General features: G+C 57.0%; 23 protein-coding genes and 1 tRNA gene. 13 read left to right on the top strand and 11 right to left on the bottom strand.

Translation table 11 applies throughout. The features are described from left to right. The first annotated feature begins 14 nt into the window (after positions 1 to 14). From ACIPL2_RS23340 to ACIPL2_RS23280, 13 genes are read left to right on the top strand one after another with little or no spacing between them, the layout of a single operon-like run. Positions 15 to 257 (top strand): hypothetical protein, encoded by a 243-nt coding sequence (locus tag ACIPL2_RS23340; protein WP_401360222.1) that lies wholly within the window; start codon positions 15 to 17, stop codon positions 255 to 257. Next, positions 254 to 541, top strand: a complete 288-nt coding sequence (locus ACIPL2_RS23335) for a putative phage tail assembly chaperone (RefSeq protein ID WP_401360219.1) — start codon at positions 254 to 256, stop codon at positions 539 to 541. Before ACIPL2_RS23340 ends, ACIPL2_RS23335 begins: the two co-directional genes overlap by 4 nt. Before the next feature lie 20 nt (positions 542 to 561). After that, on the top strand, positions 562 to 705 hold the full coding sequence (locus ACIPL2_RS23330; RefSeq protein ID WP_401360284.1) for a DUF6890 family protein: 144 nt from the start codon (positions 562 to 564) through the stop codon (positions 703 to 705). 6 nt (positions 706 to 711) lie between these two features. Then, positions 712 to 2,697: a phage tail tape measure protein gene (locus ACIPL2_RS23325; protein WP_401360216.1), complete on the top strand. Its 1,986-nt coding sequence runs from the start codon at positions 712 to 714 to the stop codon at positions 2,695 to 2,697. Then, entirely contained in the window at positions 2,694 to 3,011 is a 318-nt protein-coding gene (locus tag ACIPL2_RS23320) for a DUF2590 family protein (RefSeq protein ID WP_401360213.1), read from the top strand. The genes ACIPL2_RS23325 and ACIPL2_RS23320 overlap by 4 nt, the downstream gene beginning before the upstream one ends. Then, positions 3,008 to 4,183 (top strand): baseplate J/gp47 family protein, encoded by a 1,176-nt coding sequence (locus tag ACIPL2_RS23315; protein ID WP_401360210.1) that lies wholly within the window; start codon positions 3,008 to 3,010, stop codon positions 4,181 to 4,183. The genes ACIPL2_RS23320 and ACIPL2_RS23315 overlap by 4 nt, the downstream gene beginning before the upstream one ends. Further along, positions 4,176 to 4,700: a phage tail protein gene (locus ACIPL2_RS23310; RefSeq protein ID WP_401360207.1), complete on the top strand. Its 525-nt coding sequence runs from the start codon at positions 4,176 to 4,178 to the stop codon at positions 4,698 to 4,700. The genes ACIPL2_RS23315 and ACIPL2_RS23310 overlap by 8 nt, the downstream gene beginning before the upstream one ends. Before the next feature lie 8 nt (positions 4,701 to 4,708). Further along, entirely contained in the window at positions 4,709 to 6,604 is a 1,896-nt protein-coding gene (locus ACIPL2_RS23305) for a phage tail protein (RefSeq protein WP_401360205.1), read from the top strand. Positions 6,605 to 6,615: 11 nt separating this feature from the next. Beyond that, on the top strand, positions 6,616 to 7,308 hold the full coding sequence (locus ACIPL2_RS23300) for a hypothetical protein (protein ID WP_401360202.1): 693 nt from the start codon (positions 6,616 to 6,618) through the stop codon (positions 7,306 to 7,308). Then, entirely contained in the window at positions 7,305 to 8,228 is a 924-nt protein-coding gene (locus ACIPL2_RS23295) for a hypothetical protein (RefSeq protein WP_401360200.1), read from the top strand. The genes ACIPL2_RS23300 and ACIPL2_RS23295 overlap by 4 nt, the downstream gene beginning before the upstream one ends. After that, complete coding sequence (locus tag ACIPL2_RS23290; RefSeq protein WP_401360197.1) at positions 8,225 to 8,773, top strand: DNA-binding protein; 549 nt, start codon at positions 8,225 to 8,227, stop codon at positions 8,771 to 8,773. Before ACIPL2_RS23295 ends, ACIPL2_RS23290 begins: the two co-directional genes overlap by 4 nt. After that, positions 8,770 to 9,480 (top strand): hypothetical protein, encoded by a 711-nt coding sequence (locus ACIPL2_RS23285; protein ID WP_401360194.1) that lies wholly within the window; start codon positions 8,770 to 8,772, stop codon positions 9,478 to 9,480. The genes ACIPL2_RS23290 and ACIPL2_RS23285 overlap by 4 nt, the downstream gene beginning before the upstream one ends. Beyond that, positions 9,453 to 10,433 carry a hypothetical protein gene (locus ACIPL2_RS23280; RefSeq protein WP_401360191.1) on the top strand — a complete coding sequence of 327 codons (981 nt, stop codon included), beginning with the start codon at positions 9,453 to 9,455 and terminating at the stop codon, positions 10,431 to 10,433. Before ACIPL2_RS23285 ends, ACIPL2_RS23280 begins: the two co-directional genes overlap by 28 nt. A gap of 34 nt (positions 10,434 to 10,467) precedes the next feature. Here ACIPL2_RS23280 and ACIPL2_RS23275 read toward each other — a convergent pair whose 3' ends face one another. The 11 genes from ACIPL2_RS23275 to atzF form a co-directional block, all read right to left on the bottom strand. Then, on the bottom strand, positions 10,468 to 11,502 hold the full coding sequence (locus ACIPL2_RS23275; RefSeq protein ID WP_401360188.1) for a hypothetical protein: 1,035 nt from the start codon (positions 11,500 to 11,502) through the stop codon (positions 10,468 to 10,470). Positions 11,503 to 11,608: 106 nt separating this feature from the next. Continuing rightward, positions 11,609 to 12,301 carry a hypothetical protein gene (locus ACIPL2_RS23270; protein ID WP_401360185.1) on the bottom strand — a complete coding sequence of 231 codons (693 nt, stop codon included), beginning with the start codon at positions 12,299 to 12,301 and terminating at the stop codon, positions 11,609 to 11,611. A gap of 82 nt (positions 12,302 to 12,383) precedes the next feature. Beyond that, on the bottom strand, positions 12,384 to 13,421 hold the full coding sequence (locus ACIPL2_RS23265) for a hypothetical protein (protein ID WP_401360182.1): 1,038 nt from the start codon (positions 13,419 to 13,421) through the stop codon (positions 12,384 to 12,386). Between the two features lie 54 nt (positions 13,422 to 13,475). Beyond that, positions 13,476 to 13,772, bottom strand: coding sequence for a hypothetical protein (locus ACIPL2_RS23260; RefSeq protein WP_401360179.1), 297 nt, complete (start codon positions 13,770 to 13,772; stop codon positions 13,476 to 13,478). Between the two features lie 12 nt (positions 13,773 to 13,784). Beyond that, positions 13,785 to 14,036 carry a hypothetical protein gene (locus ACIPL2_RS23255; protein WP_401360176.1) on the bottom strand — a complete coding sequence of 84 codons (252 nt, stop codon included), beginning with the start codon at positions 14,034 to 14,036 and terminating at the stop codon, positions 13,785 to 13,787. A 671-nt stretch (positions 14,037 to 14,707) separates the two neighbouring features. Beyond that, the gene (locus tag ACIPL2_RS23250; protein WP_401360173.1) at positions 14,708 to 15,112 is read right to left on the bottom strand and encodes a response regulator; all 405 of its coding nucleotides are present in this window, start codon (positions 15,110 to 15,112) and stop codon (positions 14,708 to 14,710) included. Between the two features lie 560 nt (positions 15,113 to 15,672). After that, positions 15,673 to 15,746 (bottom strand) — tRNA-Gly (locus ACIPL2_RS23245). 181 nt (positions 15,747 to 15,927) lie between these two features. After that, entirely contained in the window at positions 15,928 to 16,812 is an 885-nt protein-coding gene (locus ACIPL2_RS23240; protein ID WP_401360171.1) for an alpha/beta fold hydrolase, read from the bottom strand. 312 nt (positions 16,813 to 17,124) lie between these two features. Further along, entirely contained in the window at positions 17,125 to 17,817 is a 693-nt protein-coding gene (locus tag ACIPL2_RS23235) for a pseudouridine synthase (RefSeq protein ID WP_401360169.1), read from the bottom strand. Positions 17,818 to 17,850: 33 nt separating this feature from the next. Next, complete coding sequence (locus ACIPL2_RS23230; protein WP_401360167.1) at positions 17,851 to 18,069, bottom strand: cysteine-rich CWC family protein; 219 nt, start codon at positions 18,067 to 18,069, stop codon at positions 17,851 to 17,853. A gap of 323 nt (positions 18,070 to 18,392) precedes the next feature. Then, positions 18,393 to 20,159 carry an allophanate hydrolase gene (gene atzF / locus ACIPL2_RS23225; RefSeq protein ID WP_401360164.1) on the bottom strand — a complete coding sequence of 589 codons (1,767 nt, stop codon included), beginning with the start codon at positions 20,157 to 20,159 and terminating at the stop codon, positions 18,393 to 18,395. Between the last annotated feature and the right edge of the window lie 17 nt (positions 20,160 to 20,176).

The following is a 20,176-nucleotide window of genomic DNA, read 5'->3' as shown; positions in this document are numbered from 1 at the left end:
TGGAGCTTTCATCCATGACCGTGAGCGTACTGCTGATGCTGACCGAGCTGGTTCTGACCGGTGTCGCGGGGTTTCAGGTGTACCTCTTTAAACAGATCAGCGCGGCCCGCCGTGAACACCTCGAGTTTCGCATCGAGGTCGCTGAGCGATACGTCCGGGCCGAGCACATCGATAAGGCCATGGAAAAGCTGGAAGACCGGCTGGAGCAGCGGCTGCAGCACCTTTTTAACCAACCACCACAACGGAAAAGATCATGAGCGAAACACGCGATATCACCCTGGAAGTCGGCGACAAAGAATTCACTTTCACCCTGACGCCGCAGGACGTGACCAAGTATTTCAACAGCCTGACCCAGAACAACAAGGTCGCCCCGGCCAACAACCTGTTGGTCAACACCGTCAAGCAGGAAGAGCGGGCCAGGCTGAAGGAGCTGCTGGGCAACCCGGTGATGGTGATGCAACTCGCCGGCGCGCTGGTCGAGGAGTACGGCCCTGACGTTGAAGTCATCGTAAAAAAGCCCTCGAGCACGCTGAGCGCCTGAAAGAGGACGGGCTAGGCCAACTGTTGGCCTTGTCCAGTCGCTGGTTTCCTGGTGACGCGCCCACACCCGAGGTGATGGGTACCGCCAAGTGGCTGGAGGACGAATATTGGCATCGCATGGGCATCGCCGTTGCCAACGGCATCGCCCAGGCATTGAACGGATAAATACGCATGGCTGACCGCGCTGCCCGCCTGGCCTTCATTTTGAGTCTGACCGACAAGGTCACCGCGCCCCTGGGCAAGGTGAAAATGAGTTTTTCCGACCTTGCCGAGAAGAGCGAAAAGAACATCAAGACGATGGGTATGGGGCTGGGCGGCATGATCGGTGCCGGCGCGGCCATCACCGAATCGTTGGCCCCGGCCTTGGAGATGAATCGCGCCCTGGGTGAAGTCCGATCACTGGGCGTGGCCGAGGACGCGCTGAACGCGCTGAATCGCAAATCCTTGGAGTTCTCCGTCGCCTACGGTGAAAACGCCCGGGATTTTGTCGCGTCGGCGTACAGCATCGAAGGTGCGATCAAGGGGCTCACCGGTGACCAGTTGGCCACGTTCACCAACACCAGCAACCTGCTGGCCAAGGCGACCAAGGGCGATGCGGAAACCATGGGCGCCTACGTGGGCACCATGTACAACCTTTTCAAAGGCCAAGCCGACGCCATGGGCAAAGCCGAGTGGGTTCAAAAACTCGGTGGCCAGACTGCGCTGGCGGTGAAGTTGTTCCGCACCGACGGCGCCCAGCTCAAGGACGCGTTCAAGGAAGTCGGCTCGATCGCCACCACCTTCGGCGTCGACCTGGCTGAGCAGTTCGCGGTGATCGGCTCGCTCAGCAGCACCATGGAAGGCGGGGATGCCGGCGGGATCTACAAGGCGTTTTTCGAAAACATCGGCGCCGCCTCGGAAAAGCTGGGGATGAAGTTCACTAGCCAGAACGGCAAATTGCTGCCGATGATGGACATCCTCAGCAAGCTCGAGGGCAAGTTCGGCGACCTGAACAGCGCAGACACCGGTGCCAAGCTGATCGAGGCCTTCGGCGGCGAAGGTGCCCGCGTCATCACCGCGTTGACCAAGGACACTGATCGCCTGCGCAATGGCATGGATCAGTTAGGCAAGGTTCGCGGCCTGGAGAACGCCGAGAACATGGCCAAGGCCATGGTGGACCCGTGGCAGCAGTTCGCTGCCGCCGTCGAGGCGCTGCGCGTGGTATTTGGCCAGGTGCTGATCCCGATCCTGGCGCCGCTGATGGACAAGCTGGTGGCGATCGGGGCCACGCTGACCCGCTGGACACAACTGTTCCCGAACATTGCTCGTGTGATCGGCATCGTTACGCTGACGATCTTCGGGATCATCTTCGCAATGTCCGCGCTGACCCTCGTGATCGGCATCAGCAAAATGACCTGGTTGGGGTTGGTATCGGTCTGGAAGGTGGTGCAGCTGCTGAACCTGCGCACCGTCGCCGGCTTCGTGCTGCAGAAGCTGGCCATGCTGGCTTATCTCTCGGTGCTTGCGCTGGTAGGGGCGGCGATGCTGGTCGTTCGTGGCGCCATGCTGGCCTGGCAGGGTGCGATCTGGTTGGTCAACGCGGCGTTGCTGGCCAACCCGGTGATGTTGATCGTGATGGGTATTGTCGCCTTGGTCGCGGTGCTCGTTGCTGCCGTCTACTACTGGGACGAATGGACCGCCGCCCTGATGAACAGCGAGGCTTTCAAATGGGTCAGCGATCAAATCAAGGTGCTAGCCGACTGGTTTAACTCCATGGGCGGCTGGTCCGGCATGGCCAAGGGCGCTTGGGACAGCATCGTCAATGTGTTTTACAAGGCCATCAACAGCCTGATCGAGATGATCAACAGCATCCCCGGGGTGAACATCGAGGCGCATTTTGGCGGTGTGCCGGAAGTACCAGGTGCTGACGCCGCCGTGAGCGCGGCCAGCTCGGCCAGCGCAGCACAAACCACCCAGCAATCCATTAACTCGGCGATCCCGAGCCTGTCCCCGACTCGAGCCTCGGCCGTGCCCCCTGGCGGTTTGCTGAGCAGTATTCAGAACAACACCAGCAGCCAGAACAAGGGCACCCATGTGGAGAACCTGACCATCCAGAACAACAAGCCGATGACCCCGCTGGAGATGGAAAACATGATGAGCATGGCGGTCGGCGGATGAGCGAATACATCGATTTGCTGATCGTCGACAACGACCTGGTGCTCGATCCATCGCGGCAACCGGTGCTGGTCGATGACCGGGCCAGCATCGCCCAGGATATCGCGCACATGATCCGCGACAGCGGCCTGCTGGTGACTCTGGTCGCCGAGCGCAACAGTTTGAAACAGCGCGATTGCATCCAGCAATTAGAGCTGCTGGTGGAGGCGGACACACGTCTTGTACCCGGAACGGCACTGATCACCCAGCTCGAGCCCGGGCGATACCTAGTGACGGCAAAAACCATGAAGTTCGGCACGATCGAGGTAGCGGTGTGAGCGACGTAGATTTCAAGCAGGCACTGGCGGACGCCGGCATTCCGACCACGGAAGACGGCTTGCGCGAAGCATGGGAGGCCGAGGTGATCGCCCAGGGCAGCAAGCTGAGCAACACCAGCACCTGGTCACCGTTCTGGCGCGTAGTCACGGCGCTGGTGACCAAGCCTGTGATGTGGATCCTCGACTTTTTCGTTACCACGGTGCTGCCGAACTTCTTCGTCAAGACCGCCGTGGATGCCTGGCTGGACATGCTGGCCTGGGGCGTGAACGTGGAGCGCAAGGGCGCGACCAAGGCCCAGGGCGTTTTGCTGTTTACCCGGGTTGCCGCCGGCGGCGCGCTTGAGGTCGCCAAGGGCACGGTGGTGCAATCGGCCGCGATCAATGGCCACGTGTACCAGCTGGTAACCACGGCGGTCGGCACGTTTACCGACGGCGCTATGCAGCTGCAGATCCCCGTCGAAGCGGTGGACGTTGGCAGCGGCTTCAACCTGGCGCCGGGTTACTACGCCGTGTTGCCGGTGCCGATTCCGGGCATCGCCCAGGTGGCAAACGCCGACGGCTGGTTGACCATCCCCGGGGCGGACAAGGAACCCAACGACGAGCTGCGCCTGCGCGTGCGCAACCAGTTCTCGGCGGTCAACCAATGGCACACCGATGCGGTGTATCGGGCGATGATTTCCGCCTTCCCGGGCGTGCGTCCCGACGGTGTGTATTTCGAGCACGGGGCCCCGCGTGGCCCCGGCAGTGCCAACGCCTTTGTGCTGTTCGATGCGGACGTGCCGGCGACGACATACCTGGAGCAAATCAACGCGCACATTCGTGACCTGGGCAACCATGGCCACGGCGATGACATGCTGGTCATGGTCATGCCTGAAACCCAGCACGCGCTGCGCGTTACCCTCTGGCCACGCTCGACCTTGACTACAGCCCAACGCGAAACCCTCCTGGAAGAAGTCGCTCTATTCATTCGTGCGGCCTTTCGGGAGAGCACAACCAAGGACTATCAGCCGACGCTGACCTTTCCGCAGTCTCGATTTTCATTTAGCCGTCTCGGCGAAGAGCTGCATCAGAAATTCCCGGGCATCGAGTCGCTGCACTTCGACAACGACGACATCCTCTCGGAGCTGAACATCCCCCGCATTCAGAGTCTGCAGGTGGTGCCCAATGATTAAGCTCAGTCTGCGTTTCTGGCTTGGCGGTACCGAGCTGGCAAAGCTCACCGCCGCCGCACAGTCCTGGTGGGAAAAAGTCGAGGGTTGGTTGCGCTGGCCACTGCTGCAGCTTGACGCCGACAGCTGCCACCTGGTGATGCTCGACCTGCTGGCCTGGCAGCGCGACATCACGCGCTTCAAGGACGAACCCGAGGCTCTTTATCGCCTGCGGGTGAAGTACGCCTTTATCAACGCGGTGGACGCGGGCAGCACCGCCGGCCTGAAACGCATCCTGCAGCGCCTCGGCGTCGGTTACGTCGAGATCGAGGAGCGCATGCCCGATCGGGATTGGGATGTGGTGCTGCTGCGTTTATCCGACACCCAACTAGCGCAAAACCCGGAATTGTTGCGGGTGCTGATCCAACAGTACGGCCGAACGTGCCGTCGTTATGACTTCGTGACCATCACACCGGTGCCGTTTCGCATCGCAGTGGTCGACTTCAATGACGACCAGCAGACGCTGGTTGCCAGCCTCTAGGAGCCCCCATGGGAGCCAGTATTACCCTTGCGGGTGAAAGCCTGATCGCCGAGAAACATGCCGCCCAGCAGAGTCTTAATGTGGCACGCTTCATCTTTGCCAACGTCCCCGGCCTTGACCCTGGCGGCCCTGTCGACCGTGCCGCGCCGAAACCAGCCGCCGGCCAGATCATGTACGTCTACGACATTCCCGAGGACAACGCCGGCTTCGTAAACCCCAACCAGGTCGTGTACAGCGCCCAGATCGGCTCCGACGTCGGCGACTGGGATTTCAACTGGATCGGCCTCGAGTCGGCAGAAGGTGTGTTGTTCGCCGTGGCTTACGTGCCACTGCAGATCAAGCGGCGCAACATTCCGCCGCTGCAGATCGGCAATAACCTGACACGCAACTTCCTGGTGGTGTTCGACGGCGCCCAGGCACTGACGGGCATCAGCATAGATGCCAGCACCTGGCAGCATGACTTCACCGTGCGCCTAGCCGGCATCGATGAGCGTGAACGCCTGAGCAACCGCGACATCTACGGGCGTGCCTGTTTCTTCGGCAGTTCGCTGCAGTTGGAAAAGGTCGGCGGCGTCTATCAGCTCAAACCCGGCACCGCTTATGTGGAGGGTATTCGCCTGGCGCGCATTGCCGCACTGCCCGTGGTACCGCCAGCATTTCCCGCCACGGCTTGGCTGGACGTCTGCCTGCAGCGCGAGTTGAGCGATGTAGCAGCTAACTGGACGGTGGTTTTCGGTGCCAACAGAGCGGACTACACCGATAGCGCCGGAGCCCGGCATTACTGCGTTGCCGTCGCGGATCTGCCCAATGCCAACACCGTGACCGATCGGCGCTCAGTGGAGCCGATCACCGGGCCGCTGGTGACACAGTTTGCCGCCCGTATTGGTGACTACCCCGATTTACGGGCGCGGGCAACCACCAAGGACGACGTCGACCTGGGCAACCTGCCGAATGCCAAGACCGATGACCCGACCGTCACTGACAGCGAGATCCTGGCCACCGCCAAAATGGTCGCGGCTGCGATCGCTCTGGTCACCGCGGAAACGGGCGTTGAACAAGGCTTCTACGATCGCGTGCTGGTGAACAAGCGTGGTCTGGTCACGTCAGCCACACGCCAGAAGGTGACGGCGTTTTCCGTAAACACCGTGTTGACCGCAGACCATCGGGGCATCGTCAACATCGATGCCAATTCCAGCACGCGTTTCATCACGCTGCCGTCGTCAGTCGAGGTCGGGGTGATCGACATCCTGGTGCGACGTCTGGACAACAGCGGCAATCTGCTTATCGTCAACACTCAGGCCGGGGACAAAATTCGGTTTCACGTACATCTGAACGGTGTCGGCTACCCGCATTTGCTGCTGATGGGAGGCGGTGACTGGTGGCACTTACGCTCAGACGGTAATGGTGGCTGGTTGCCAATCGCCAGACTTGACACCACGCCGTTGGGCGCCATGCCTACGATGTCCTCGACAGTTATTCCACCAGGCGGCTACGGCATTCCCAACGGGACCCTTCAAAGTCGCGGCAATTTGCCTTGGCTTTTTGACTACGCGGCAGCGTCAGGAATGATGACCAGCGAAGCCAACTGGCCCAGCTACCAAAGTTATTTTTCCGCCGGCGACGGCGCCACTACTTTCCGCTTGCTCGATGTGCGCGGCATGTTCGTCAGAACAGCGGACGAAGGTCGCGGTGTCGACGCAGGCCGGGCGACTGCGTCTCTTCAAGGCTTCAACACCAACATGGCAGCCGGTCAGTTGGCGGGATCGCTTACAAATACGCTCAACCTGGCAAACGGTCAGTACGTATCTGGCTCCATCGTCGCCGTTGCCGGCCCGGTGGTAGGCAACGCCGGCGAGACGCGGCCCTCTAACCTTGCCTATCCCCGCCGACTAAAGTTGATTTGAGAGCCACCGCCATGACAGCTATTTACCTTATTCAGAAGTCTGGAGCGTTGGACGGTCCGGTTGAGTTACCGGTCGTTCCAGGGCTTGGCGTGCAAATACCTTTCAACGCGATGGAATTGGCCAATATCCTGCCGCCAGCCGCAACTGGTCACACCTGGTGCGCCGTCGACGGTGCCCCGGTAGAACTGCCAGACCTGCGCGGCGAGGTCTACAACACCACCACAGGTGCGGCATCGCATTTTGATCAATTGGGCGAACTGCCTGTAGGCCTGACTCATATTCCCCGGCCGTCGCCCACTCACCGCTGGGAGGCCGGGGCATGGGTTCAAGACGCTTCAACGCTGCATGCGGCCAAGACAGTCGAAATCAATGGTCAATGCGAGGGTGCGATCACCGCCGGGTTCTGGTCGTCGGCGCTGGGCGCCCGCCACTTTTACAGCAGCCAGCTGGACGATCAACTGAACCTGACGGGCGTGATTTTGGGTGGTCTGGACAGCCTTTATGCCTGCCGTGATGAACAAGGGCAGAAGGACTTCAGACCGCACACCTTTGCCCAGGTGCGACGTGTGGGGGATGACTTCACCGTGTTCAAACTGCAGCTGCTGCAGCGAGCGAACACATTGAAGCAACAGCTGGACTTGGCGCTTGCCGCCAGTGACTGCGCGGCCTTGGCTGCCGTGGCCTGGTCGGATTCACAGCTATGACCTGGGCACCGGTGACCATGCGCTGGCCAGACCAGGCGACGCAGTGGATGGATGACCTTTCAATAGCCAAGGTACTGGCCAGCGGGGAGCTGGCCAGTACCTCACTGCGCCTGACCAGTCTCGAGGGTGTGACCAGCACCAACCCGGGCCCGGTCGGGGCTGCGGCGAAAGTCGCGATCGAGGCGGGGCGGGCGGCGTTGGATGGACAAATGGGGGAGGCACCTGCCTGCCTGGTCGTGACGCCATTTCAACCCGGTATCGGTCAGGGCCGTGGAAACCAGCGTTTTCTGTCGGCTCCCAACCTGCTGCAACAGCTGGCCAGCAAGTTGACTGACGGGACCGATGGTGGTCGTCCCACTGGTCCGCAATACGCGCTGTCGCTGCTGTTCCTGGGCACCAACTTCGCCCAGTGGGCTGACACGCTGTCGCGTTTCAATGCATTGCTGCCGATTTCGGACCTGGTGCGGGCTGAACGTCGAGCTCGACATCTATCAACGTTGGAAACGGAAAAATGGGTGATCCCCAATTCTGGCCCGTTGCCACGCTGGCAATCGCTACCGCTCGAGCGCTGCACGGTGGTCAAGGCCGCCAAGCAATCGATGTCGGGTCAACTAGCAGTGCTGGAGGGTTACGCCGCCGACAGTTCGCCGATGGGCGATCTCGCCGCATTGGCCACGCGCAAGGCCGCTCAGCAGCAGGACCGCGATCAGCAGATGAACGACCTCAAGGCCTTGCTCGCTGGTGGATCGCCTGACGGCAGCATGCGCGCACGGCTGATCGGTCCGGGTGACGTCACCGAGCTGCGCCGATTGCTGCTTGAGGGTGATGCCCCGGGGCACGAATGGGTGCTGTCCGCCGGCGTGCTGCTGGTTGGATCGCTCGAAGGGTTGAGTTTTGTGCGTGAACTGGTGGGCCTATGACGTTACTTCTCGACGGCGAACAGATCCTCGGCAAAAAAATGAAGGTCACCGCCAACCTGCGCATCGAAGCCGACGATATGTCGGGGCAGACCAGCAACACGGACAAGGGACACAAGGGATTCAAACCCAAGACATTGGCAGTCACGCTGATGATCCCCTTTGTGGACAAGGACCAGCTGCGCACGTTGATGCGCCTGGCGGAAGCCACGGCTAGTGGTGGCCAGCTCAAGAAATACCGCATCGTCAATGACACCGCCGCCGCGTTCGGGATTCGTGAGGTTGAGTTTGCGGAAGGTGTCAGCGCCCGGGAGGACGATTCACTGAACGCCTGGCTGGTGCAGTTCACCCTGTCCGAAAAACTCTCCAACTCTGAACGCGTGGAAAACCGCCGCGCCGGCAACAGCGTGACCTCGCAATCAGCACCAGGACAAGCCGTCGCCGGCGAAGGTGCCGGCGGTGCTGGCAAGGGCGGGGGAGAGGAGCTGTCGGGTTTTGAAGCAACGTTGAAGAAACTCGACAACTACCTGGGCGGAACGGCGCAATGAGCATGAAGCTGCATAAGGTGCTGACCATCAACGGCACCGCTTATCCTCTGGTCAAAGAGGATGTTCGGCTCGATCTGAAAAGCCCCGGCCGGGCGACGTTCACCATCCAGGCCGGAGCTGCTGTAAAAGGCCTGGTCATGCTGGATGTCGGATACAACGATGCCCCGCTGCAGCGCCACTTCATCGGCTATGTCGAGCGCTCGACCACGGCCTCGAGTACAGAGCAGGTGCTGGCCTGTCGCGAACTGGCCGCGATCCTGGCCAACCCGTTGCCGCTGAATCTGCGCCATGTAGATCTGCAGGCCGTGCTTGCCGAAATCAGCACAAAGACCGGATTGCGCTTTCGGGTGCCGGATCAACCCTACGCCAAGGTCAAGGCACCGTACTTCTACGGCTTGGCCACCGGTTATCAAGCAATGGATAGCCTGGCCACGGTGTTCAACATCCCCGACTTCATCTGGCAGCAGCAAGGTGACGGCGAGGTGTTTGTCGGCAGTTGGGCGGATAGCTTTTTCGGCACCCGCGAGCCGCTGCAGCTGCCGGCCGAATTGTTCGACGGCTACCAGAGCAATCAAAGCGCGATGGTCGCGGCCCTTCCCGGGTTGCGCCCTGGTGCATCAATCAACCAAGGCGACCGAATCACGTCCGTGACGCTCGCCGGCAACCAGATGGCCATCCGATGGAAGACGCAATCCGCCGCGCAGTAGACCGGCAATTCCCTGAGCTGAGTGGCGGTTACCACCTGCCGCGCTTTGGCCGCGTGGTGGCCGTTCCTGACGCGCCTGCAGCACCAGGTCTGTGTGACGACTTCCGGCCGCGCTTTGGTGTCGACGTCGAGGTCCTACTGCCCGACGGCGAGCGCGACCCGACCCTGCCGATCCTGACCAGCTTGCCGTTGCCGGCGCCAATGGGCGGGCAAGAAGCAGGTATGTTCGGCTTTCCGGAGGAGGGCACCACGGTGGTGATCAGCTTCGCCTACGGCCTACCGAACAAACCCTTTATCACGCAGATCCTGCCGCACGGTCTGAGCCTGCCCCGGGTACCGAAGGGCGACCAGGTGTGGCAGCACAGCGAGGCCTGTCAGCAGCGTGTCGATGCCGATGGCAACTGGCTGCGCCAGACCGATGGCAAGATCCAGGACAAGGCGATCGAGCGCGAAGTCGAAGCCCTGGACAACACCGAGAGCTTCCAAAATCACATCAGGACGGTGAACGACCATTCGACCGAGTTAGTGGGGGGGATTAAAAAGATCGAGGCGCTGGGCGCGCTCAAGCTGTTGTCGGGTGGATCCGCGTGCTTGGCGGCCGTGGACGATCTGCATCAGGCCACCGGCCGCGATCTGAACCTGGTGGTGGGGCAGAAGCACAACGCGACGGTGGGCGGCGACATGCAGGAACGGATTCAAGGGCTGCGTGAGAGCGTGGCTGGTGTCAGTCAGCACCTGCAGGCGCCGAAGAATTGGATCGGCTCTGGGAGCGTGAACCTGTTTCAGGTGGTGTGCGAGATGCTCGACTTGCTACAGCAGATGAATACACAGTTGGCTGCTCACTCACACGTACCAGGTCCGACACCGAGCCCATCAGATGCAACGGCTTTTACTGCGAAAGCGGCTCAATCTTTGGCGCTAGCAGTAAAGTTAAAACAGGTCACGAAGCAATAAAGTAAGCCGCCCTCCTAGCATTTGATACAGTGACTCAGTCGGCTACATTCCAGGGGGTTTCGGAATCGCCTGAAAAGTTGCGGTCAATAACCAAGCCATTAGTATTGATCCGCAAATACGCACTGGTTGTATCGATATGGGGAAGTGCACCATCATAAATTTCATCGATAGACTTTTCGTCTCCAGCAAAGTGCAGAATTGTTAAAATGTAGCTTTTGGCGCACCGGTATGCGGATATAGCTTGGACGGTAGTAGTTCCGATAGACCGCTGACGCATTGCCGTTCCATCTTGATAAAATGCAGTCAAAGTGACGCTGGCATTATTCAAGTCTTTATTTATTTCGCTGATTCCTAGCGTCACAGCTATCCAGTAGATATCACTTGCCGCAGTCGTGTACCAGGTCAAGGTCCGTTCCGGTTCTAGATTCTGTAGAACGTGGTCAAGGCAGTTTCTAATAAATTTTATTTTACTGACAAGTTCCGAAATCAGTTCCGCGTTAATTTTTGGCGTGCCGGTTTCAGGGTTGCCTTTGAAAATCAAACCGTGGAGCCTGGGGTTTATTTGGTATTTTACTTCGATGGAATCTAAGAAATTTATAGTTCCGATTTTGTCGAAGTATGCGAAAAATTCTTTTCGGTGAGAATAGAATGCATCAGCATTGTTTTTTAGTTGGGCTATTGAGAGCTGGTTGGCCGCAATAGAAATCTGTTTGGCAGTTTGCTCCGTCGAGTGGAATCTAGCGACAGTAACGCCTAACGGAATCGCCAAAGATAACAGCGCTAATGGGAGAGCGCTAATACTGATGAATTTGCTAAAGCCTTGAGCCGAAATAGATACTTCATACCCATGCCAACATACTGCGCCTGTAGCGATGAAATAAAAGGCAGGTGCGCAAATGCTGAGCCAAAATAAGGGTTGCTTGACCAAACCATTGTCGGGGTGCAGGTGAAGAGTGTCTAGTAATTCTTTGGCCCCAACTTTACCTTTATGAAAAACCGATAGGACTACTATCAAGCTCAAGGTAAATGGCGCGAGCAATAGTACACTCAGTTGTGCGATTTCCAACATGTTCGTCCTTGCAAATGGCGGCATTCAAGTGCGTGCCGTGTCGCATTGGGTTCCCAATTCCCTAGCTAAGGTAAAACTAATAACAAAACTTTGATTGCGAAGTTTTTTACAAATTCTCTTTTAGGTAAGAATCGATGTCTTTACTTATGGTGAGAATGCTATCTCTCAACTCCCGTGTCAAATCTTTTAATCCTTCCGCAGATGCACCCATTCCCATTTGACGCGACATATTCTGCGATTCTTTATCAAAAATATGATCCACTATATCTTGGATTTCTTTTGGTACAGGTCGTCCTGAGGCAGTAACACTTTCAAAAGCCTCTTTCCATTTGTTTCTCGCATACTCAAATACTATCTCGCAGTCCCTATTGTTTTCATTGATCATTTTTATAAGTCCTTTCGTACGCATGTAGATTCTTACGATTTTTCCAGAGATAGCTGAGGGAACATTTGCAAGGTGGGGAGGAGACGAATCATAGATAGGGAATGGGTTGTCGCCGATCGGGAAGGTATAGAGATGAGGAGTGCCAGGAGGTAGAGCTAGTAAAGTGTCGACGTATTCTTCGTTGTATAATTCCCAAGCGGTATTTAGTTCGACCTGGATGAGTCGAAGAGTATTGTTCGTAATCGTTTTTTCTTGTTCGGTTTGTCTGTCGTTATTCAGTTCGTGGGCTTTGGTTGTGGCTCGACTAGTAAAGTATCCGCCGATTATAGCGCCAAGGAATGCGCTAAATATCTCCTTCGAAACTAAGTTGCTGAGGGTCGAAAAAATTGCCATGAACATTTCTCTCGCTTCCATTGTTGATCCTTAAATTAATAGGTTGTTTTTCTTAAAGTCCATTGCATTCAAGATTTTGCCCTTGTCATTGTTGAATTGTGATTCATAGGGAGTCATATCCGTCGATGCCCAAAGATTTTAATATTGGGCGACGTGGACTACCCAGCTTCTCCGATATCTCAATAAAATATTGTGCGAATTTCCTATCCTTGGCATCGATTCCACGCCAGGAGAAAGGCACATTCGGATTTTCGAGACTTTCAATAAATACGATGTGTGTCAAACAAATAAATATTCTTACAAAGTTTGCTGGGTTTTTAAAGTCATTCTTTAGCAGATGGATGATAAGATGGCGATTGAAGCCATCATTATTTCCGCTGTTTGATTTGTAGAGCACTTCTTTAAAAAATATCCTGAACGCATTCATGACGTCAGATTGCGGGCAGATATGAGTAAGGAAATCTATTTCAATCGCTGAGTTGTAATCTTTTCCTGGATGCCAGGCATACGCTTTTAATCTTCGTCGGCCCCATTGTTTTATGATGTCTTTCAGGTTTTGCTCAAATACTACCGCGCTTACATTGTTAGGTTTAGTGCTGAGTTTGGAATCTTGGATATTTCGCAGTCCCGCCTCAAATACAGGGATCAGAGACATAATCGCTATGTGGTCCATTCCAAGGTAATACGCTTCAATCGCTTCGAATACAATGGTCTTGTATTCTTTGAGGGAATTGCTGGTCGAGAAATATTTATTAAAGTACGCCGCTGCAATTTCCGGGGCAAAATATTCATTGAGCCAATAGTCTGCCGCACCCCTTGGGTTTTTCGAATTACGCATTGTGAAGAGTTCTTGTATAAACTGACCCTCGCCTACTATATGCAATGGTACGGGCAGAGACAGGGATAATGCTACTTCCTGCGTTCCCGTCACTCTCCCCCATTTTTCGTTGTAATAAGAAATTGGCCGTTCTGTTACAAAGCACAAACCTTCGTCAGTGGCTATTTCAAACCCTGGTTTTTCAAGATTTTTAGCACTAACATCTACGTCCTTATCTTCATGTTTGTTGAAAGCAGCGACTATCAGATCCGGCGTTAGCTTTGGGTATCCGCACAACTTTATAAGTGTTTTTTCATACTTCACTATGAAAATCCTTTTTTGATGAAGTGGTCAGTTTGTCGGTTGCTCTTCTGAAGATCATCCCTCTCGACACCACCAAGACTGCGCGTAAGCACAGCCGTCAATGTACTCGATACCGCTCAGAACAAACCCGGTTACTGCCATGCCTGCCAGCGTGGCATCGAGCAGAGGCGGTAAAGGATCAGGCTCGAGGGGCATACCCACTACAGCGCGGGCGATATTCGTAGCCCGGCCCAGCTCCCGACTGACCGCTGAATTCACCATCACGTTAGCCTTGATCGCAGGATAGCGCCGCCTCGCTTTCGCATCGAGAGGAACGCCTCGCAACCGCATCGGGGTAACCAGAAGGTGCATGCTGTGCCTCTATTATTCGTCGCTGTCGATGTCGAGTGATGCTTCCACGGCGAAAGCCAGGGCGCTATCGGCCAACTCCAGCAGATCGCTTAAACCCCCGCTATCGATAATCTGATTCTGATGCAACGCATAGGCTTGCCTAAGCAGTGTTTTGTGGTGAGCGCCAGGCATCGCGAGTAACGCAGCGTCGTCCCTCAGCATGGCGTTCCACTGCGCCAGTGCTGCAGATTTGGGAATTACCGTTCCGGTATGTTCTCTGTTCATCTGTCACACCCTATTTAGCTCAACAACTGTATGTATGAACAGTATATCGATCGAGCTGATTCTGCCTACCGCCTGCCGATGAAATACCTGGACAGATAGCGTCATTAGGAAGCGAGTTGAAAACTGCCGGGCTAAGAAAAAATCGTCGGAAAAAGCACTTATCCCCCTCCCGCCGACGGGCTTTGTGTCCGTTTTTTGTGCAATTCCCGATGTAGTGCAAATGAACCTGCAGCCCAGGCGGGCCTTGGGGCTCTGCAGGGGACCGGCCATTGCACAGAGTGCAAAGTTTTGAAGGGAAATGCAGCGCGGTTGCACATCGGAGCACGGGGTGGTCACGGAGGGGATATGGCTGGAGTACCGGGTTTCATTGGGGGGAAACTTTGAAAACGCGGGTTTTTGGAGGTTTTCGAATATTGAACAGCTCGCCCGGGCACGCTTTTTGGCTCGACTGAAGAAACCTTCAGCAGAGCTATAAATGACGGTGGGTGGACCTTTCAGAGGAATTGCGGAATTTCACGGCATGTCACGCGGGGCATCGTTCTACGCGAGCCAATACACAACCCCGTAAACAACCGCAATCCATAGCGCACTTAATCCGAACAGCAGGCCAATGAAGCCTTTCTCACTCATAGCTACGCCTTTGGATTACGTGGAACTGAGGACATCGGTAATCAAGTTTTTCGATCAGATTGCCCCTGCTGAAGGAGGCCCGCGACCACGTCTATCAGTGAGTTCATGGTCCAAGGCTTCTGCAGATAGATTGTCGAGGAGGGCACCGTAGCGGGTTCAAGCTCAGACCCCGATGTCAGAATTGAAGCGATTGAAGGCCATTTTTCCTTAACGATCTCAATGAACTCAGCGCCTTGGATTTGACCTGGCAGTCCCTGGTCTGCGATTACCAACGGGCAAATTTCATGGGTTTCTAACAGATGCATTAACGCATCATCGGCTGTTCGAAAAGCGGCTGAGTCAAGGCCAATCTCGGCCAACATTTCCACCATCAACATGCGCAGCGTTGGATCGTCTTCCAAGATGATCACCTGTCCTGCGACAAGATATAGCTCTTCTGCGTTCACTCACCGGTTCCTTAATCGGGCGAATCCGATCATCTAGAAAATCCCAGTGTAGGCGCTTTTTTTCGAGGAGTTGCGCTTGTTTTATCGAGAGTGACTCTTAAGGGGAGGGTGGTCGTTTCAAAAAGAGCGATAACAGCTATACGGGGGTGCCAATGCGTCTAGAGGCCCCGGTTTTACTGGGCTTTGGGTATTACAAGGGAAGGTAATATGAAGCGATATGAAAAGTAATATTTCCAGCAAACCCCCGGATTCATTGGGTTTTAAGGAATAGAAATATAGCTTTTAAGAAAGGTAATACTATCGCCTTCCTATCGCTCAAATATCGCCTTTTCCAGAAAATGCTGAGAGCCTTGATCTACAAGGGCTGTGGCTGTTTTTCAGAGGGGATATTACTAATATTACTTTTTTTTCGAACCCCCACGGATTTTAGGATTGGCACCTATACGGGGGTTGGGCTCGGCTTGTGCGGCTGTTTGCGTCTACTCTTATCAAACGGTCCCCAATACGGCCCCCAGAGGGATGCGGTAAGGGATGAACAGAGCTGCAGGCCTTGAAATACGTGGAGCGGGTGAAGGGAATCGAACCCTCGTTATCAGCTTGGGAAGCTGGAGTAATGCCATTATACGACACCCGCTCAGAGCGGCTGACTTTGTACCAGATGTGCGCGTGGAAATGAAGTTTTTCTTTGCGCGGGACAGCTTTATCGTCGGGTGAAGCACAAACAGGGACCGCATGACGGTCTATCGCGGGCAAGCCTCGCGCCTACAGGAATGCGTTAACGCTGTAGGGCGGGGCTTGCTCGCGATGACTCTGTTTCAGATGGCCAGTGCATGTTGGTCCTGGACGTAGTGGTAACGCGGCCGGCTTTCGTGTTGCGCCGGTTTCAGGAAGCCCAGCAATGCGTTGCGGCTGTCTCGGCAGGCGGCTTTGTGTTCCATGTCGAGAAAGTGGCCGGTGGCCTCAAGGGTGGTGAACGTGGCGTGTTGCACATGGTTGGCGAACAACTGCGCGCCTTCGGCAGCGGTGTATTCGTCCCATTCGCCGTTCATGAACAGCAGCGGCACCTTGATTTTCTCGGCGGCCTTCAGGAAGCACTGGCGATCGCTGTGCAGCAGGTCGCTGATGTGGAAGTGCATCTGCCCGTATTCATGATCGGCCAGGCTGCTGACGTGCCGGTAGTTGAAGCGCTTGAACAGGGTCGGCAGGTGTTTGCCGATGGTGCTGTTCACCAGGTTGCCAACGCGGTCGCCGTCCCGGCTACCAAGGTAATCGACACCGCGCTCGAGGTAATCGAGCATGTGCGAGTTGATCTCCGGCGAGAACGAGCTGATCACGGCTTTTTCAATGCGCCGAGGCTGTTGGGCCAAGGCGACCAGGGTCGCGGCGCCACCCCAGGAAAACGACAGCACGTGTTCGGCGGCGAAGTGGTCGATCAGCTCCAGGAGGATCTGCCCTTCGACTTCCTTGGTCAGCAATTTCTCATGCAGGTTGTGGGCTTTGGACCTGCCCGCGTAGGGCTGGTCGTAGCAGACGACATTGAATTGCGGGTGCAGGTTTTTGACGGTTTGCGCAAACGATGCAGTCGTGGCCATCGAGCCGTTGACCAGAATAATGGTCTTCTCTGCGGCGTCTGCGCGATAGAACTCCGTGTAAACCCGATACTGACCCTGTATATCCAGCACAGCGATTTCTGGCCTCATGTCATAAGACTCCAAGCAAGCGGGTATGCGCGCAAATGAGATTGCACGAGCTTTGTGACAGGTAGGCATACGCCTGGAATTTTGGAGCCCATGTCGATCCAATGCAGACCGGTCGACGGGTATTGTTATTGGCGGGCAGTCTGCCGGGGGAAGGCGGAACCTGAGGGTTCTCTACCGGCAAAAAGTTTCTTAGAAGTATGTTGTGACTCATCGGTCACATTTCGGCCGACGTCCTGATTCAAGCAGGGGTCACGTCATCGCGCAAGTGTCATTCGTAAATTGTTCGACAACTTCTGCTGAGCGGTCGCCTGCTTAGATCAAATGAATCTCTTCGGTGCGCAAGGCGCGGTACTCGCCCGGTTTTAGCGCATTGTCGAGCACCAGCGGGCCCATGGATTCGCGGTGCAGGCGCAGCACCTTGTTGTCGAAGTGGCCGAACATGCGCTTCACCTGATGGTATCGACCCTCGACAATGCTCAGCCGCGCCGACTTCGGCACCAGCAGCTGTAACCCGGCGGGTTGGGTGGTGAGGTCTTCGAAAGCGAAATACAGCCCTTCGCTGAACTTGATTGCATATTCGGGGCCGATGTCCTGCTCGGTCTCGACGTAGTAGACCTTGGGCAGTTTGGTCTGCGGTTGAGTCAGGCGTCGCGACCAGCTGCCGTCATTAGTGATCAGCATCAGACCGGTGGTGTTGAAATCGAGGCGCCCGGCGATGTGCAGCTCGTCCTTGTCCGGCTCATGGATCAGATCGAGCACGGTCGGGTGCTGCGGGTCGCGGGTGGCGCTGACGCACCCAGCCGGTTTGTGCAGCATGAAGTAGCGGGCAGGTTTGCCGACTTGCAGCACGTCCTCGTCGACCTCCACACGGCTGAACTCCAGCACCTCGGCGTGCGGGTCACTGACGATTTTTCCGTCGACCCGGACGCGCTTTTCCACCAGCAACAGACGTACCTGCTTACGGTTGAAGCGCGGCAGATTGCTGAGGAAACGGTCAACACGCATGGCTAGAGATCGGTGGGAAAAGGGCCGCGCATCTTACGTGATTGGCCGGGCGGCTGCTTGCAACTGCGCCTCGACCTGAGCGCAGCTCGGGCACAAGCAGGAGAGGTTGCGCAGTCCGGCCGGCAACGCTTCGAGCACGGCCGGATCGATGCTGACGCTGTAGCACCAGCATGCGCGATCGGCGGTTCGCGGGTCGGCCAGGCTGCAGTTGTTGGAAGCGCCGCATGCCGGGCAGAGGTCAGGTTTATTCATGTAGGACTATTCATGTAGGACTATTCATGTAGGACTTCATAACTGGAGTGAGGCATTTCCACGCAGGTGCGGTTACGGCCAGCTTGCTTGGCCCGGTACATCGCATGATCGGCCCGCGACAGCAACGTGTGCAATTCCGTTGGCAGTAATCCGATGGCGGGCATTCTAATGGCACGGCGGGGAAATAACTGCTGGATTTGTAGGGTGAATCGGTGGGGATCAGGGTTAGGTGGCGTTTGGGCTGACGCCTTCGCGGGCAAGCCTCGCTCCTACAGGTCTTGCGTTAATCCTGTAGGAGCGAGGCTTGCCCGCGAATCGTCAGATCAACGCAAATCTTTCAGATACGCCCGCCATCCGCCGAAATGGCTGATATTCACCGCCCTCTCCAACCCATACCCCTCACAGATAAACCCGCTCTCCCAGCGCCCATCCGCCAGTTGCACCTTGCCCAATCCCAACGGCGCCGGAATCCCGGTCAGGAACGAACCCAACTCGCTGCTCGGCAGCTCCCACACTTCCACTGCGATTGCCACGCCGCCATCCTTCACTCGAACCATGCCGGGACGATACGGTGGGCCGCCAGCCAGTGCATACAGTTGATAGTCCGGTGAGCTCAACGTGCTCTCGACCAGCCGAGCCCCGCGTCGCTTCAGTTGCCAGTTCAGCGCCAGCCCGTCCAGGTGCGCGCCACACACCACCAGTCGCGCTCGGTCATTGCGAGCGACGGCAGTCGGCGTGGGTGAAGTACGCTGCAAGGCATCCGCTACCCCCAACAAATATTGATCGGTAAACACCCGCCCAAACAGCGTCACGCCCCACGGCAAACCATTGCCCATAAATCCGCTGGGCACGGCGACGGCGGCGTAATCGAGCAGGTTCATGAAGTTGGTGTAATAACCCAGTTCCGAATTGCGCAGCACCGGTTCGGCGTCCAGTTCCGCCAGCGTAACGGGACGGCCGATGGTCGGCGTGACGACGCAATCAAGATTTTCCAGCGCCTTGTCGCACAGCGCTTTCAGCGCTTGCAGCCGGTACTGGGCACGGAAGGTTTGCACGCCGCTCACCGCCGGCGCCTTGGCCAGCACCGCGCGAATCACCGGCAGCACGGCTTCGGGGTTTTGCGCCATCAACTCGCCGGCCACGCTGTAGCGCTCGGCCACCCACGGCCCTTCGTAGAGCAAACGCGCCGCTTCGAGGAACGGCGACAGATCCAGTTCCACCGCTTCGCCGCCCAAGGCCTTGAGCTGATCGATGGCATCACCAAACAACAGCGGCCCTTCAGGGCAGCCGAAAAATTCCAGGTCCTGCGCACGTGGTACGCCGAAGCGGAACGAGCGAGGCGTACCGAACGCCGAGCCGTCGTTCCACAGCGGGTTGCTGCGGCTGTACTCATCCCGTGGATCAAGGTGCGCGGTGAGCGCCAGTAACTGACTGGCTTCCCGGGCGGTGGCGGTGAAGGTCGTCACGCAATCCAGCGTGCGGCAGGCCGGCACCACACCCGCCGTGGAAATCAGACCTTTGCTGGCTTTCAACCCGACCAGATTGTTCAATGCCGCCGGCACGCGCCCGGAGCCGGCGGTGTCGGTGCCCAACGAAAAACTCGCCACGCCGAGCGCCACTGCCAGCGACGAACCGGCGCTGGAACCGCCCGATGGATACTCCGGCAACACGCTGTTCGGGCAGGCGCCGTAGGGCGAGCGACTGCCGTTGAGACCAGTGGCGAACTGATCAAGATTGGTCTTGCCCAGCGGGATCGCACCGAGTGCCAGCAGTTGCTCGACGATGGTTGCTGACTGCTCCGGGACATAGGCAAAATCAGGACACGCTGCCGTCGTCGGAATGCCCGCCAGGTCGATGTTGTCCTTGATCGCGAATGGCACACCAAACAGCGGCAGGCTGTCGAGGTCGCGACCGTCGAGGGCGGCGAGGTACGGTTCCAATTCCTCGACACTGAGCAAGTGGATGAACAGGTGATAGTCCGGGTTCAGCGCCGCGGCTTTATCGCGCAGGCTCAGCAGCAGTTGCCGAGGCGTGATATTGCCGTGGCGGTAGGCGTTGCGCAGGGCGTCGAGTTGCAGATTGATGTTCATGGCGTTAATCCTTTTTC

It is taken from the genome of Pseudomonas sp. NPDC086251 (assembly GCF_044746405.1).
In the GTDB taxonomy this organism is placed as follows: domain Bacteria; phylum Pseudomonadota; class Gammaproteobacteria; order Pseudomonadales; family Pseudomonadaceae; genus Aquipseudomonas.
This window is presented reverse-complemented; position numbering and strand designations above follow the sequence as displayed.